Origin of the sequence: Desulfoscipio gibsoniae DSM 7213 (assembly GCF_000233715.2) — a bacterium.
In the GTDB taxonomy this organism is placed as follows: domain Bacteria; phylum Bacillota; class Desulfotomaculia; order Desulfotomaculales; family Desulfallaceae; genus Sporotomaculum; species Sporotomaculum gibsoniae.
On sequence record NC_021184.1, the window covers coordinates 3,927,962 to 3,944,430 of the forward strand.

Here is a 16,469-nt window from a genome sequence, read left to right on the forward strand (position 1 = left end):
TCCTTATTAGAATTTATCCTTCAATAACCACGTTTAGATATTCATCCACGGTAGCAACCTGACTAGGGAGGATTAGCATGGTAGTAGTCGATGTCTCAATAATACCCGCACCCTCAATAACATTTCCTGCTGTTAGCTTGTCATAGTCATAAATATTTGTTTCCCTGAATTCACCATATTCACTGAAATAAACCGGCCTTTTTCCCTTCAACGCTCCTTTGGAGCTCTTTGTCCCCAAAGCGTGCTTTGGCAACATCGGTTTTACCGAAGTAATGGAAGGCCTGACCACATAAGAAAGCACTTCCACACCCGCTTCAACAAATCCGGCTCCTTCTCCGTATACTTTCTGATAATGTTCAAGGAAATCATTGTAGATTTTTTCAACGTCTTTTATTGTATAATGATCTTTTTTATCTATAGGAATTGTTTCAATGTGCACCTGGCGGCCAAATTTCATGCAAATTTCCCGGTTAATATCTACCATATCCCTGTCATAGCCCATTTTTGCCATTTTTGCATACGCTTTTTCCTCTAATTCTTTATAAATGGATGAAAGCACTTCCGGATCAATGGGCATTTGATGGTGTTCAAAGTAATTAACATAGCTCTCAATATCAGTTAAAGCGATCCCGTATGCGGAAAAAACGGAAGATTGCTGAAACATGTAAATCTTACTGAACCCAAGCTCTTTACCATATGATGAACCATGCAGCGGCCCCCCGCCGCCAAAACAGAAGACAACGAAATCTTTAGGGTCATGTCCTCTTTGAGTCACAACCCCCCTTAACATGTCTGACATATGGGCATTTTGGATATCAAAAACACCTGCTGCTGCTTCAATGGGATCCATGCCAACTTTTGTCCCCAGCTCTTTGTATGCTTCCAGAGCCGCAGCTTTATCCAATCTCATCTTGCCGCCTAAAAAGTAATCGTCATTAAGGTATCCTAACAGTAAATCGGCATCAGTTACTGTAGGTTGCGTCCCGCCAATCTGATAACAAACGGGACCCGGGTCCGCGCCCGCACTGACCGGGCCGACCCTTAACCTGCCACTGTCGTCCGCCCAGGCAATTGTACCGCCACCGGCGCCAATTGACCTTATTTCAACCATGGGTGTTTCAACCCGATATCTCATAATGAGTGGCTCGTGGTGGAAAACTGGCCGCCACTCGGCAATAACGCTCGCTTCAAAGCTGGTGCCGCCCACATCTGTTGCAACGACGTTCTTAAAACCTAGATTTTCTGCAAGGAACTTAGTCGCCAAAACACCGCCGGCCGGACCGGAGTTGATAGTTCCGATCGGACTCATTTCACTATAGGGCATGACGCCGCCCCACGCCTGCATGGTTAAGAGTTCATGATCATGACCTCTTGATTTTATTTCTTTAGCCAGAATTTCGTACCATTTGATCATTGGTGGACCTACATACGTATCAATGGCTACAGTGTTCATCCGGCCGTACTCCTTAATGACAGGGGCAACTTCTGAGGAAATCTGGACATATACCTCCGGGGCTATTTCTTTTATTATTTGTCTTATTCTTTTCTCGTGAACGGGGTTGGCAAAAGACCACAAAAGGCATACTGCAATAGCTTCCACGCCTTTACCGACCAGCTCCTTAACAGCGGCAACGACTTCTTCTTCATTAAGCGGTATAATAACCTTGGCAAAACAATCGACTCTTTCTGTTACACCATAAATAAGAGATTTAGGGACTAAAGGTTCCGGTTTACGACAGACAGCCTGATGCCTGATTTCACTCTCCTGTAATCCTGCAACTCTACCGCCGCCTCTTTGAAAGTGAAGCGTATCTTCAAAACCCTTAGTGGTAATTAAACCGGTTTTTGCCCCGTTTCGGTTAATCATGATGTTGGTGCCGATGGTTGTCCCCTGCTTAAAGGACATCGCGCGGGGAAGAACATTATCTAACGTAAAATTTGATTTCTCACAGGCGTCTTTTAGCGCGTTCAAAACACCGTCTTCCAATTTTTTCGGTGTTGTTGCGGATTTTCCAATAGCTACGTTTCCATTTACGTCAACTATTACAACGTCAGTAAAAGTGCCGCCCGTATCAACACCAATACTTGGAAAAAAATACTTTCTCACGTGTGTATCTTCATTTTTCATACAGCAACCTCCTCACATTTGTATTACCTTTAACTTCACAGCTAGCTCCGTTTAACAAGCTGGATCCTATTTAATCTCGCCTCCTTTTAAAAAAAGATATAAGCCCTGACAGTAATTTGAATTAAAATAATTTAAATGTTTACTCAAACCTAAGTCTAGTAAATAATTACTGTTCTTAAATAATTGAATTTTCAAATATTTATGAATAGATTATAAACGCTAGTTAGTTATATTAGTAGGTGCTCAAATCACAAAGTTAATGCTGTGCTTTTGTAAGCGGAATACAAAACTTTATACTTAAAACTCGGTATTATTACTCTTTGAAAGCCGCTAATTTCGGGCTTAGTTCATGTGCAGGGCAATAGTAAATTCAAAACCATAAAGAAAATAACGGCACAATGTTTATCAAGGAAAGTAAACACTTGCAACCGTTAACTTTAGTTATTATATCTAAATTTATTCATTTCTACTTGAATGCTCAAATAGATTAGGATAGTAAAACTTAGCTATTTGTAATGACATTTGCATGTCAAACCTACGCTCAATATCGTCTACATTCATCCGGGAAAGTTTTTTAGCGCGGCCCAAACGGTAGCGGACGGTGTTGACGTGGCAAAAAAGTATTTCCGCGGCTGTCTTGATGCAACAGCCTGCTGTAAAGTATTCGTCTAGAGTTTTCAGATAGGTAGTGCCCTTGTTTTTGTCTGACTCCAACAGCGGCCCTAACAGCTCTTGCATAAGATTATAAAGATGTCCGGCTGCGTTTTCATCTACTAGCGCTTGATACAATCCCAGATCCCTGAAAGCAACTACCTGGTTCTTCTGTTTTGTCTGCCTTATGTACTTAATACTGAATAATGCATCTTTGTAGGAACCTTCTAGGTCTTTTATTCCCTGAGCGACACGTCCGATGCCTATGTACACTTTCCTACCAGTTATTCTTTCAAGCTCCTTCCATATTATTTGCGCGGTGTTCAGCAGGCTATTCTGTTCCCTTGACTTCTGTGAGGGGCTGTACGACAGCAGAATAATCAATTGCTCCTTTAATGCCACAGCAAAGCTTTGGGGGTAGTGATGCTTCAGGTAAAGGTTTATTTCATAAAGAGAAGGCCTCCAAAATGATACTAGGATATTTTGTCCCTGACAAACATTGGAGTCTAATTCCGCAACCACTACTACGCGGGGTATGGATATGTCGTAGCCCAGCCCTGAGGCCTGACGGAAAATCTGTTCTTCGACATACTTGCCATCTAAAAGGGCACTTACAAAGTCACCCTCGATATTTTGCATAACCTCCCGGGCAACTTGCTCCTTGAGCAGTTCCAAAGCATAGACCGGTATTGTCCGCTGGATGACCGAAAGATAGTCCTCGTTATATTTGGCAGGCTCCATTATCACAAAAAGATATCCTAGTAGGTTCCCGTCAACGTCAATCGAGGCTGCGACCACTTCTCTGGACAAGTCCTCCTTATACCGTAGTTTAAAAGGAACCCATCCGCCGCTGCCAGGCTTAAAAGTCCTTCCTTTCATATCTAGTAACTGTGAAGGGTCAAAGTCTTTCAGTTCATTGGTATCCTGCGGCGACCAGGCTCTTTTTACTAGCCTGTTGTCGCAGAATATAACCCCGGCAGTTAAATAGAGGGCTATTGTATTAGTTATAGCCTGGATACCAGCACTTTTCAAAACCAGACGCAGAAGCCGTTCGTTTAATTCAATAAATCGCTGAAGTCTCTTGGCCATTTTCTTTTCCCGATCATAGAGATATGCGTTTTCAAGTGCTATGGCCAGTTGGGAAACAAACATCTTGATGATCCCTAGATCCCCACTGGAAAACCCACCTGGCTTATTTATTACGTGAAACACCCCAATACACTTATTACTTACCTTAACTGGCGTGCTGACAATGTTTCGCACATTAAAAAGTCTTGCCAAACTTTGAATTATGCGAGGGTCCTCAGGCACATTGTTTGATAGATAAGGTTCTTGACTCTGAAAAACCTTTACTGCGTTTCCTCCGTCCTCGATCGTAACCTTATAAAGGTTAATCAATTGGTCATCATATGACCCGAAAGCAGGCTTTTGCAGGGTAAGACTTTTTGTTTCCTCGTCATAAAAAAGAAAACCGGCCCCCTCTGCCCCCAAAATGTTGTTTACGCCATTAAAAACACTGGCCAGAGCTGATTCAAAACTTCCGTTTTCCAGGATAATCTTGTTTACATCAGAAAGGCTTTCCAGAGCGTGGGACAGTAGTCTTTTTTCCTTTTGTGTCTTGCTTAACTCAAAGTTCTTGCCTAGCATGTCCAGTATGCTTTGGTCGGTAAAATTCCACACAAGACTTGCCTTATGACCGGCTAGGGCTACCGCCGCTATATGCTCTACAGCTAGCAACATGTGCAACAATACTACCGGATAATGGCCGCTTTCACTAAAGAGATCCAGCATAAGTTCGGCCTTTATAGAATTTGTTTTACCGTTATTTTGACTGAGGATGTTATATAACTGTGAGTTTTTTTCCGAGGGAATGGCTATAGTTTTGAACTGCTCTGGTTCAAAATTCTTTTTGACCATATACGCCCGGCCAATTTTATTTTCCGTCAACAGTACAAAGACAGTTACATCGGCTTTTGTTTTTAAAAAAGAAAGTATAACCTTGATAAGGTCTTCTATGTCTTTGGGTGGATCTTCATTAAATTCTAAGTTACAGTGAAATTCTATATCATTTGTTGTCTGGTGTTGTTGTTTTTCATACATATTTAACACCTCTATTAACGGCCATTTTGCTCATAATCTTAATCAACGATGACTCTCAAATAAAAAAACTTTAATGTAAAAACAAAGTTCAGCAATCTGTTTATAACAATAAACAGCAGAACCATCCCTGTTTAGCACTGGTGATTCGTCAAGCCTTATCTAACTGCAGTTGGCACATGCACATTTTACCAATTTCTTACCTAATAATATTTGTCTTGATACTTATTTATCCTTCCATGTTAGCATTGCAATTGCATATTTTCTAATATTTATAGCAAAGCATTTTTTCCCTTTACCATAGGCTGTTTTCTTGCCCTGAGATCTTGCTGACTGCCGGCGTGGAACAATTAAAAAACTTCCCTTGGTTGTTTTGAACGTATTGTCTACGAAAGGTGTAACTTAAAAAAGTAACGTTCCAAAGTGGCACGCTTCATCGCACTGAAACAGTAAAAAACCAGCTCGAAGTTAAGTATTAGATGAACAAAAAAATATATTGAATTATGAGACATTTGATCCTCAGCTTTCCTGGAAAATCTGAGGCGACACCCGGATTTGCTACAAAGTCGTGGAACTTAGCCCTAGGAAATAAAGTTAATTTTTGATTAAAAATAAGCATAGATAATAGTTTCACCTAATAAAATAGCCCCTGCGTCGCTTATCGAGCGCGGTCAGGGGCGCCAATTTTCGGGTTGTGTCACATGTTTATCATTGATTGTTATAGTACTTTATAATCCAGTAAAACTAAGGTTTTAATTTTACATAAGTATATATACCTTCCAGAGGTCTTTATAGCCAAGGCTACCTGGTCAGCGGAAAGTTTTGAGTTGGTTAAGAGTAAATACTTACCATCATAGCGCAGGCCAAAACCATCCCGAGCACTTTTCCCTGAGAATGCAACATGCCCTTACCCGTTTTATCAGGGGTAAAGGCCAAACTCACTTCTCGCTTTAGTTTTCTAGATCTTTCTTTAGTTCCATTATGGTCTCCAGGGACAGTCCGGTTATTTTACAGATAATATCAACATTTAAACCTTCTCTTAATGCAGCTCTGGCTGTTTCGACTTTACCTTCAAGTTTGCCTTTTGTTTGACCTTTTTCCATTCCCCTTGCTTCAGCCGCCCTTTGCATCTCGTCCAGCGTCCGCTCAATGTTGGTGATCATTTTTTCCACCTCCCGGGGCTCGGTTTTATCTAGTATACGTTCAATTTCCTTCTGCAGTGATCCTGGCAATTTGCGCTTTATTACGTTCCTCAGCCACACTGTTATTTGCCGGAATTGTTCCTGGTCCATTTCTTTCAATACGTCGGCCAAATTCCTGAGACGAGACACTAATTCACGGGGGTCCACAGTCTGATCCAGGTAGAATACGCTGGACACCACGTTGGCTGCCCGGTGCAGGTCTTCCTCGCTATAGCGAACTACATCAAATAGGATGTAGGAAAAGTCAAGTAAACGTCCGGGGAATTGTTCGTGTCCCGACTGGTACTCTCTGAAGCTTTGGTGGGCCGTCCAGCCTTTCTTGCCGTTATAGAGAACGGCGGGCACAATAGGCGGTAGTTTGAAATTCTTGCGTCTCCATTCCTTTTTCGGGGTATTTTTGTAGATGTCCCGCCATATCTCAACCATGTATTGCAGCAAGCGGAAGGGCATTGTGTGGTCTACGGTTGACTGTAGTTCTAAGAGTATGTAGAAGATTATTTCGGTTCCGCCCAGCCGCATTCTGTACACTATGTCGGCCTCTTTGGCACTAAAGTCCTACGATACGAAGGATTTGTTGACCAGCGTCAGGTCATCCTCTTTTATTTCACGCACCCAACCCTCTGCCACGAAGGTCTGTAGCAGTTCCAGGAAAGTCTTTTTGTTAGTCAGTAGCTGCCTGTATCCTTTGTCGTGAGGGTGGTAGGCGTTTTTTGTGCCACTTTTCCTCGGTCTGGCAATTTGTTCACTTCCTTACTGGTATTATATCATGGGATTAACCGGGTTGACAGAGGGGATTGGAAAATACTATATAGTTCTAGCTAGATGTAGATTCAGTTGTTTTTGCCACATCATCTCGCAATCCTTCGAAATATGAATGATTACTAAAAAATTCCTGGATCCATTATATTTCCGAGTAGTTACTGCCAAACTTGAGTTAGAACAATTAAGCCCAGCAATTATAAAGGCGATAAAAAACAAAAAAACCGAGGATATAGTTCCTCAGCCTTCCTGGAAAAATCTGGAGGCGACACCCGGATTTGTTACAAAGCTGTGGAACTTAGTCCCAGGAAATATTGCAAGCTAGCGCCCGTGAAGAAAGTTGATTTTTGATTAATGATAATAATGCAATATAAATATACACCTCTATTAAGATAGCCCCTGCGTTGCTTATCGAGCGGGGTGTTATTGCTGCCCTATGAAGTCCAGAAGTTGACAATATAGTTGTCCATGAGTTGCCAAACATTTGGCCATGTTCGGCCCGGGCCAGAATAGTCTTCATTTTTTATTTTTTAAATAAGAATATTTATTTCAATTAAAACAACCCTTTCTCAAACAAATGCGATTTTTCCGGTTAAGCCGTTTCCTTATGTTTTTTGTTTATTTTTTAAGTTTTTTCTGTAAAACTTTTTCCCTTCATACAAAAACTCAACAATCATATCCCGTTTTAGCAGATCGTCTATCACTGCTTTATCTACATTCCTTTTTTCGAGAATTTCGTTAACAATATCTTCTCGAACCGGGTGTACAGATGAAATGCTTAAAAGATCATTGACAATATCCTCGCTAAAGAAAAAACCTTCTTCTTTTTCATCGCCGGTTATGCATTCAACATGCGCTCCGGATATGCTCCGAATGATTTCGGCAGCATTGACAAGGCTCTCTCTTGAAGATCTTTTGATGCTGTTTTCTGCTGGCGGGCGGGTAGGGACCAATAAATAAGCCTTTTTCGGATGTATCACCCCCAAATGCTCCGCCACCTTTTTTATGCATGCATCATGATCATTTACACCGTCTACAAGCATAGTCTCAGTAACAAGTGTGCCTTTATATGTTTTAGAAAACTCAATAATGCCATTAAAAATATCCTGTTGTCTCAATGAGCCGTGTGGCCTGTCTATTTTACGCCAGGTATCCTCATCCACAGCATCGATGCTTACAGATACCCAGTCCGCTTTCATCAAATCTTCCTTTACATCATCCATCCAAATAAGCGATGCATTGGTTATAACTGCTATTTTTATATCAAAATATCTCAAAAGGTCAATCTCTGTTCCCAGGTTTATATCAAGAGTTGGTTCCCCGTCAGGGACAAACGAAAAATAATCGACATGTTCATTTTTACTATTGAGCTGTTTAATTTTTAATTCAGCTCCATGAAAAATTTCTTCCGGCTTATAAAATTCACGTCTTTTTACCTGCATTCTGTCAGTTCTTCCGAGTTGACAATAAATACAGGAGTATGAGCAAGTCTTCGGTGGAATATTATTTATTCCAATACTGTGGCCTAAGCGTCTTGATGGCACCGGCCCGTAAACAATCATTTATTTTTACCTCCAATGTCAAATTATTTTTACGATGTCTCTCTCTGCAAATATTTGGAACATTAATAATGTAACCTGGGTCTGATGTCTAAGTCCTACAAGCGAAAGCGGCTTTTCCTACCGCTTGTGGCACGAGAACTACTCTAATTCCCGAGAGCCTACAATTAACGATATATTTTTATATGCTTACGGGCCAAATCTTTTAAATTATTCGGACAACTGAACCTACCACCCGCGGTCCTGCATCCTTTGCTCTGGCAAAATTGTGGCTATCTCCAGGCCGGGCATGGCTTCGCCCAGATCCTTGGATACCTCTGTCAGGATTTGCGGGTCGTTGTAATGGGTGGTGGCGGCCACAATGGCCTTGGCCCGGGCAGTTGGGTTATTGGACTTGAATATGCCGGACCCCACAAAGATGCCGTCGCAACCCAGTTGCATCATGAACGCGGCGTCTGCTGGAGTGGCAATACCCCCTGCGGCGAAGTTCACCACGGGCAGGCGACCCATTTCGGCAACCTGCGCTAGCAGATCGTACGGCGCACCCATTTCCTTGGCCGCAGACATAAGTTCCTCTTTGGGCAAATGCTGAACCCTGCGGATTTCACCCATTACCATCCGCATATGCCTGGCGGCTTCTACAACGTTGCCGGTGCCGGGCTCTCCCTTGGTCCGGATCATTGCCGCTCCCTCGCTGATCCTCCTTAACGCCTCACCCAGATTTCTGGCACCGCAAACAAAGGGCACTCTATAGGCATGTTTGTTGATATGGTGGGTTTCATCTGCCGGGGTCAGCACTTCACTTTCGTCAATATAATCCACGCCCAGAGACTCTAGGATCTGCGCTTCGACAAAGTGGCCGATACGCGCTTTCGCCATGACCGGGATAGTTACAGCACCCATTATCCGCTGGATGATGGTGGGGTCTGCCATTCTGGCTACTCCCCCGGCAGCCCGGATATCCGCCGGGACACGCTCCAGGGCCATCACGGCGCAAGCACCCGCATCTTCCGCTATCTTAGCCTGCTCTGGGGTTGTGACATCCATAATCACTCCACCCTTTAGCATTTCCGCCATGCCTTTTTTAACAGTCCAGGTTCCTTTTTCGACCATGCAAAATGCCTCCTTAAAGCTGATAGCTAAAAATTGTTAGAATTAAAGTCATCATCAAGAGAATTGTTATCTGTGGAATATCTACCTGGCGGCCTGATAAAAGACGTATGGATTGCGACGGAACCATCTTCTGATCTTTAAACAATGGTCCAGGTCACTGCAGCAGGCGATATTTTTTTAGTGCCCAAGTCGAACAAAGTGAGAAAGATTTTAGCTGCCAGCTAGGCATCCCCTATCGCGGTATGCCTGCCTTCTTTCTCAATGCCAAAATGAACCAGTAAGCCATCCAGGGAATAGTCCGGCAGAGATGGGAGTATTACCCTGGACAGATCTGCAATGTTAAGAAATTTGTTATAAATTTTGGTGCGGTTGGCTTTAGCTTGCAATTTAAAAAATTGAGGTCGAATTGAACCGTATGGCCGATAAGTACATTTTCCCCGACAAAGCTTAAAAATCGGGAAGCACCTGGTAAATGGAATTGGCCTCCCTGACTTGGCCTTGACTGATCCCCGTCAGACGGACGATGGTTTCCGGGATGTTACGGTAGGGATTGACTAGCCGGTGGTAAGATTGTTTGCTTTGAATCTTGCCTCCCTGGATAAGCACAGACCGCGAGTTATTACGGATTTAATTTTTCGTTACCTTGACATTGTCTGGATTTACAAGAGCATTCTTTTCAAGCAATGCTTTGAAGTCCTTGATGAAGTAATGGACAATAACAGCAATATTTTCACAGATAAAACCAAACACTGCGCCGAAAGTCACCAATTCAGAAATGAAATCCAGGCTTATAATAAGGGCACCTATAAGCCCAAGAACAGCCATAAATTAGATACTGTACGATGGAGTCCTATATATAGGATGCAAGTAGGCAAAAAACCTCGTCGGTATCATTTTATACCTGCCCATACCGTACAATGGACGGCTAGCTGCTGTCTGTCCTACCATGGCTGTTGCCGCACGTATTACCAGGTTATAAAGACCCGGAACCATTTCCCACCTACAGTTAGAACTATTTCAAAGAATGCAGCATCAGGATTTTTAAATTGAAGTATAATCAGGGGTTACTAAAGTGGCAAAATAGGCTATGAATATATAAATAACTGTTTGAATACCACAGACGATGAGTATTGCTTGACCATTTTTTTTGCGGATACAGCGGCTTCCTCAGTCAATATGTTATGGCAGAGCGATTTGGAAGCCCGCCCGGTATATGTTTCAAGAGAAGATCATATACAAGCTTTCTTTCTTACCTGTTTTATAGCACTTGTTATTGCAAGAATTCACGAGATGAAGCTTGAACATAAATATAGTATAGGCCAGATGCTCGAGAGTCTTAGTAAGGCAGATTGCACACATATGAAACAGAACTATCTATTATCTATTTGATTATTACGATGATGTTCTTAAAGATATGGAAAACTTTATTGAAATCGATTTTCCCAAAAGAGTACGAAGTCTAGGAGAAATAAAAAAATTTTGGCCAATACCATAAAAGATAAAAATACGCTATGATTGAAAGAAAAAACAAAGCAGCCTGAGATCTTTGTTAATAAGGGTTTAAGGCAAAAGTCAGGTATTAACATTATTTTAAAAAATTGTCCAGTAAAATTGTACCATGCATATTGCTTATTATAAAAACCCAGCTTGCGGGCCTGATGGGGCCCGCAATGCCATCGAAAAGAGGTAATACCGCAACCGGCGCATGTCAAAACCGGTAACGGAATATTAAAAGGAGGTTAAAGGCCCTGCCAAGGTAAGCCTTTTACCAACAAAAAATGCCATGAGATATCAGAGGATGCTCTAGCCTTATCAACCAGCCGATCAAATGCGCATACCTAAAATGGTTCTTGCTGTACGCAGGATCATATGAATGAATACAAACATCCATTTTAAAATCTCGCAAAAAACATGCCAAGATTGATGATGAAACACCCCTTACAGAATCGGCATTTCACGTTATCAAGTTTGCCAAACAATGATACTTGTCATTATTTACAATGTCTTTTCATCGTTTGCCAAGTATTCCTCCCAGGCTTGTTTGATGGAAGTTTCCAATTTTTCTACAAGTTCGTCGATTTCGGTTTCACTGATAATCAGCGATGGGGACAACTGGAGTGCATCATCAATCAGTGGCCGGAGAATTAATCCGTTTTCCCAACCGAGGAAAGAAACTCTCTTGGCAAAACCGACGCTGGGTGCAAACTTTTCCCTGGTTTCGCGGTTTTTGACCAATTGAACCCCGTTAATCATTCCAATACCCCTTACCTCACCAATACAAGGTAAATCTAAGGCCCTGACCTTCTGACGAAGGATTTCACCTTTGATCCGGGCATTTTCGACAAGGTTTTCTTTTTCCACAATTTCTAGGTTCGCCAATGCCGCAGCACATGCCACAGGATGGCCGGTATAGGTATAGCCGTGCATAAAAATACCATGTTTTTTAATCGGTTCGTAGATCTTCCCCGTCAGTGCCACAGCACCCATCGGAATATATCCGCTGGTGATTCCTTTTGCCAGCATCATCAGATCCGGTTTAACGCCCCAGTTTTCAATGCCAAAGTTTTTTCCGGTCCGACCGAAACCGCAAATCACTTCGTCGGCTATCAATAAGACATCATACTTGTTACAAATTTCCCGAACCCTCGGATAATATCCATTAGGAGGAACAATAGCACCACCCGTACCGATTACAGGCTCCGCAGAAAAACCGGCTACTTTTTCAGGGCCAATTTCAAGAATCTTTTCCTCCACTGCTTTGGCACATTCGTAATCACAACTTCCTTCTTCCTTTCCCCACGCGCAAAAATAGCAATGAGGATGGTCGGTATGATGAAAGCCAGGTACCAAGGGCCTGAACCCATCCCAAAAACCGGGTAAAGAAGTAGCACTGGTAGCTCCATAGGCAACACCATGATAAGCCTTTGTTCTGCAAATTATTTGATTCTTTTCGGGTCTGCCTGTTAGATTAAAATAGAGACGGGCAAGTTTATAAGCTGAATCATTTGACTCGGAACCACCACTAGTGAAGAAAATTCTCGCGTTCTCCACGGGTACCATTTTCGCAAACTTTTTGGCAACTTCAATAGCCAAAGGATGAGTGTACCCATTGAAGGATTGAAAATAATGAAGCTTTTCCATTTGTTTGCTAGCTGCCTCAACGATTTCCTTTCTTCCGGTTCCAACATTATTCAGCCAGAGCCCAGCACCACAGTCAATATAGGTTTTCCCCTCAACACTTTTTACCCTTACCCCCTCCCCCTCCGAGATAATGCGCGGACCACCCCAAGCCTCCATATCGGGGATAGAGCTGGTAGGATGTAGATGGTAACTGAAATCATCTTCTTTCATTTGTAAAATCTGTTCTTCTGAATAAATTGACACAATAATCACCTCTTCGTTAAATAACTCGACCAGCCTAAGCAATGGCAGACATGGGCTATATTCCGACTACTACCTTTTCTAGGGGTGTATACTCGATATTTAAAGATTTAGCAACAGCTTCATAGGTTAGTTTTCCGTCTATGACGTTAACACCAAGCGCCAAAGCTTTATTTTCTTTGACAGCAGCTTCATAGCCCTTATTGGCAATTTCCAGCGCATAATGCAGTGTTACATTAGTCAACGCAAAAGTTGATGTCCTTGCGACTGCACCAGGCATATTGGCAACTGCATAATGAACAACTCCATACATTTCATACACAGGAGAACTATGGGTAGTAACTCTGTCAATAGTAGCAATAGAACCGCCCTGATCAATAGCTACATCTACAATTACAGAGGTAGGCTGCATATTCTTAACCATTTCCTCGGTCACCAGGTGAGGAGCTTTAGCACCCGGAACGAGAACCGCACCGATGAGAAGATCTGCTTTAGATACAGCTTGAGCAATGTTATAGGTGTTTGACATGAGAGTCTTTATATTGTTCCCGAAAATATCATCCAGGTACCTTAACCTGTCAGCATTCTTATCAATAATGGTTACATTGGCACCCATTCCAATTGCCATTTTGGCAGCGTTTGTACCAACAACACCACCACCAATAATTACAACTTCAGCAGGCAGTACTCCAGGCACTCCCCCAAGCAGTACACCTTTGCCACCCTGGGGCTTTTCGAGGAACCGTGCACCGATCTGAACAGACATTCGGCCAGCTACTTCGCTCATGGGCTTTAATAACGGCAGTGAACCGTTTTCCATCTGAATGGTTTCGTAGGCAATACCTATAATTTTTTTATCAAGTAACGCCTGAGTAAGTTCTAGTTCGGTAGCCAGGTGCAAGTAAGTAAAGAGAATCTGACCTTCTTTAAAATAATCCCACTCTTGGGGTTGGGGCTCTTTAACTTTTATAATCAGATCAGATGCAGCAAAAACATCTGAAGGATCCGAGAGTAACTGTGCACCGGCTGAAACATATTCTTCATTGCTAATGCCGCTGCCAACACCCGCCCTATCTTCAATATATACTTGATGACCAGCTTTAACCATCTCTTCAACGCCTGCGGGTGTAATTGCTACCCTGTTTTCATTGTTCTTAATTTCCTTTGGTACACCGACAATCATAATTTTTATCCCCCTTTAAAGAATGAATAGTTTACTTGGTTTGATTAAATTGCAATAATCATGCCAATAATCCAAAGCAAAAAAAGAAGGCACTTTCTAAATAAAACCGCTTAATCAGCACTTTTTCCATCACAAGCTACCTTAAAATTATGGAAAATAAAGAACTGATGATTTTTTCCATCAGCCTGGCATAGCTGATTCAAAATCATCAGAAAACTACTCCGAACTTGACCTTATTAATACTGCACAATTTCATTGTGTAAAAATGAAAATTTTCATTACTTGGGCGATTTAGATTAGGGTGGTACCATTACGACTGTTGGTTGTTTCTTTATTCTTATAGTCATATTTACTATAACCTAATATCATTCGGAAGGTTTACACCGTTTATTTTACACTCTCACTTTTGTGAATTAGTATACAAGAAAACCGCTGCGGAAAACCTATCTTCCACAGCGGTTTTAAATTGATTCCATAAACTCATGATCTTGAAGCTCCGGCAGGCCCATAGATAGAAACTCATATTCAACCTCAGCTTTTGTAGCTACTGATTACAACTCTTCCTTCATAACTTCGCAGGCGATAATCCTCTTTGTTCCCAGATTTTGCCTCCGCTTTAGCTCGGAAAATTCATATGGTCCACATAGTTATCCATAAATTCCGGCGCATAAGAAAGTTCTAATGACTCTATATCATTCTGTAAAGTTATTATTTCATCGGCTGCAGCCTGGTTCACCATACAAAGCCGTGCACCTTCCTTAGCGGTGTTCCCGACAAATTCAACCTCCGAGTTTAGCCCCGAGGGTAAAAGACCAATTATTTTTAATGCCTCCTTTTTCAAATGATAACCAAAAGCGCCGGCAATATAGACCTTTTCCACGGCATCAAGTTCCACTTTCAAACGTTGAAATAATATATCAATTGCGGCAGCAATTGCAGCTTTTGCCAACTGAACTTGACGAACATCTTTCTGGGTTAGCATAGTCATTGAGTTAGAATCCAGTAAAAATGCAGGTTGCCCATCATGCTCAATTAGTCTCTGGGCCAGTAATCCAGGTAAATTAGTGGACTGGGCAAATCTTCCGGTAGGAAGGATAACCCCGGCCTTAACTAATTCAGCAACTAATTCCACCAGTCCACTCCCACACAACCCTTTTATTTTCGCTGAGCCAATTGTTACAATATAAATTTGCCCGTTCTCCTCGATCCGAACACCGGAAATAGCACCATCCTCAGCCCGGCAGCCGCAATAAATATTCATACCCTCTAAGGCCGGCCCGGCTGCTGAAGAAGTAGCGATCAGCTTTCCATTGACATTGGCAACTATTTCTCCATTCGTACCAATATCAATAAATAAAGCAGGTACTGCTATTTTATGAAAATCTATTGCAATAACACCTGCAAGAATATCAGCACCAACAAAAGCAGACAAGGAAGGTAATAAACTCACAACGGCATTTGGAACAGCAATGCCCAGTTCAGTGGAATTATACTCTTGGTAGTCGACAAAGATGGGCTCATAGGGGGTTACTGCAAGAGGAAAGGGATCTACACCAACCAACAAGTGCAGCATTGTATTGTTTGCGGCAACTGTAATATGGTAAATTTCCTGTAACTGCACACCTTTTTCATTACATACTTTGGAAATTAAATTATTGATTCCATTAAGCACCAATTCCTTTAATTTTAAAACATTTTGCGCATACTGATGGGCATAAGTAATCCGTGTTATTACATCTGCACCATATTGAGTCTGTGGATTAAGACAGGCTGAAGTTGTAATTTCTTTTCCATCAGAGTTCAGATCAATTAATCCGACCACTATACTGGTAGTGCCAATATCAACAGCAATTCCGTATGCACGTTTTGGTAAAAAGAAACTTTCACCGGACTTGCCAAGAATCCTTATAATTAACGGGTCAAAGATATATTCTTTGTTTTTCCCCCCTGAGATTGTCCTAAATTGCTGCTTTTCTGTTAAAAACACTTCTACATTTCCTAATACTTTTGCCTGACATGCCAGGCGCCAACTATCAGAAAGCATACTTCCCAGCCTTTCTTTTTCATCAGTCTGCGGTTGACTCAGCATACCTGATGCTTGGACTAAACATTTACCGCAGGTACCCCTCCCGTTACACATCCCTTCCAAGGGTAAATTATTTTTTACAGCTGTCTCGATAATAGTTGTGTTTTCAGGTACTTTAACCTTTACCCCCAATGGTTTAAATGTTATTTCACATAATTTCTCTTTCATTTTCACCTATCCTTACTGGTAAACAATTTATTGATTACACTCGAAGATTATTATATAAAAAATCAGTAGTGTTGCATTAAAATATATTTCCATATTTAGGGTACTTCCCAAAATCGTAAGACATGTAGTGGATTTGCAAAAC

General features: G+C 41.9%; 9 protein-coding genes and 1 pseudogene. 1 reads left to right on the plus strand and 9 read right to left on the minus strand.

Features of this window, described 5'->3' with window-relative positions; all coding sequences use genetic code 11:
- Positions 1–13: 13 nt before the first annotated feature.
- The 6 genes from DESGI_RS18440 to DESGI_RS25850 form a co-directional block, all read right to left on the minus strand.
- Entirely contained in the window at positions 14–2,128 is a 2,115-nt protein-coding gene (locus DESGI_RS18440) for a hydantoinase/oxoprolinase family protein (protein ID WP_006520587.1), read from the minus strand.
- A 456-nt stretch (positions 2,129–2,584) separates the two neighbouring features.
- Positions 2,585–4,879: a helix-turn-helix domain-containing protein gene (locus DESGI_RS18445; RefSeq protein WP_006520588.1), complete on the minus strand. Its 2,295-nt coding sequence runs from the start codon at positions 4,877–4,879 to the stop codon at positions 2,585–2,587.
- Positions 4,880–5,826: 947 nt separating this feature from the next.
- The gene (locus tag DESGI_RS18450; protein ID WP_245561231.1) at positions 5,827–6,597 is read right to left on the minus strand and encodes an Rpn family recombination-promoting nuclease/putative transposase; all 771 of its coding nucleotides are present in this window, start codon (positions 6,595–6,597) and stop codon (positions 5,827–5,829) included.
- Between the two features lie 845 nt (positions 6,598–7,442).
- Entirely contained in the window at positions 7,443–8,399 is a 957-nt protein-coding gene (locus DESGI_RS18455; protein ID WP_006520590.1) for a radical SAM protein, read from the minus strand.
- A 225-nt stretch (positions 8,400–8,624) separates the two neighbouring features.
- Positions 8,625–9,509 (minus strand): pyridoxal 5'-phosphate synthase lyase subunit PdxS, encoded by an 885-nt coding sequence (pdxS, locus tag DESGI_RS18460; RefSeq protein WP_006520591.1) that lies wholly within the window; start codon positions 9,507–9,509, stop codon positions 8,625–8,627.
- Positions 9,510–9,956: 447 nt separating this feature from the next.
- A complete protein-coding gene (locus tag DESGI_RS25850) occupies positions 9,957–10,115 on the minus strand; it encodes an exonuclease domain-containing protein (RefSeq protein WP_245561119.1) in 159 nt (52 codons plus the stop codon).
- Positions 10,116–10,694: 579 nt separating this feature from the next.
- Here DESGI_RS25850 and DESGI_RS26650 point away from each other — a divergent pair.
- Positions 10,695–11,024 (plus strand): annotated as a pseudogene (locus tag DESGI_RS26650) (IS1634 family transposase); the annotation flags it as partial.
- Between the two features lie 480 nt (positions 11,025–11,504).
- Here the strand turns inward: DESGI_RS26650 and DESGI_RS18475 are convergent.
- The 3 genes from DESGI_RS18475 to DESGI_RS18485 form a co-directional block, all read right to left on the minus strand.
- A complete protein-coding gene (locus tag DESGI_RS18475; protein WP_245561120.1) occupies positions 11,505–12,860 on the minus strand; it encodes an aminotransferase family protein in 1,356 nt (451 codons plus the stop codon).
- A gap of 88 nt (positions 12,861–12,948) precedes the next feature.
- Positions 12,949–14,073, minus strand: a complete 1,125-nt coding sequence (ald, locus tag DESGI_RS18480; protein WP_006520595.1) for an alanine dehydrogenase — start codon at positions 14,071–14,073, stop codon at positions 12,949–12,951.
- 616 nt (positions 14,074–14,689) lie between these two features.
- Complete coding sequence (locus tag DESGI_RS18485; RefSeq protein ID WP_006520596.1) at positions 14,690–16,327, minus strand: ASKHA domain-containing protein; 1,638 nt, start codon at positions 16,325–16,327, stop codon at positions 14,690–14,692.
- Positions 16,328–16,469 lie beyond the last annotated feature (142 nt).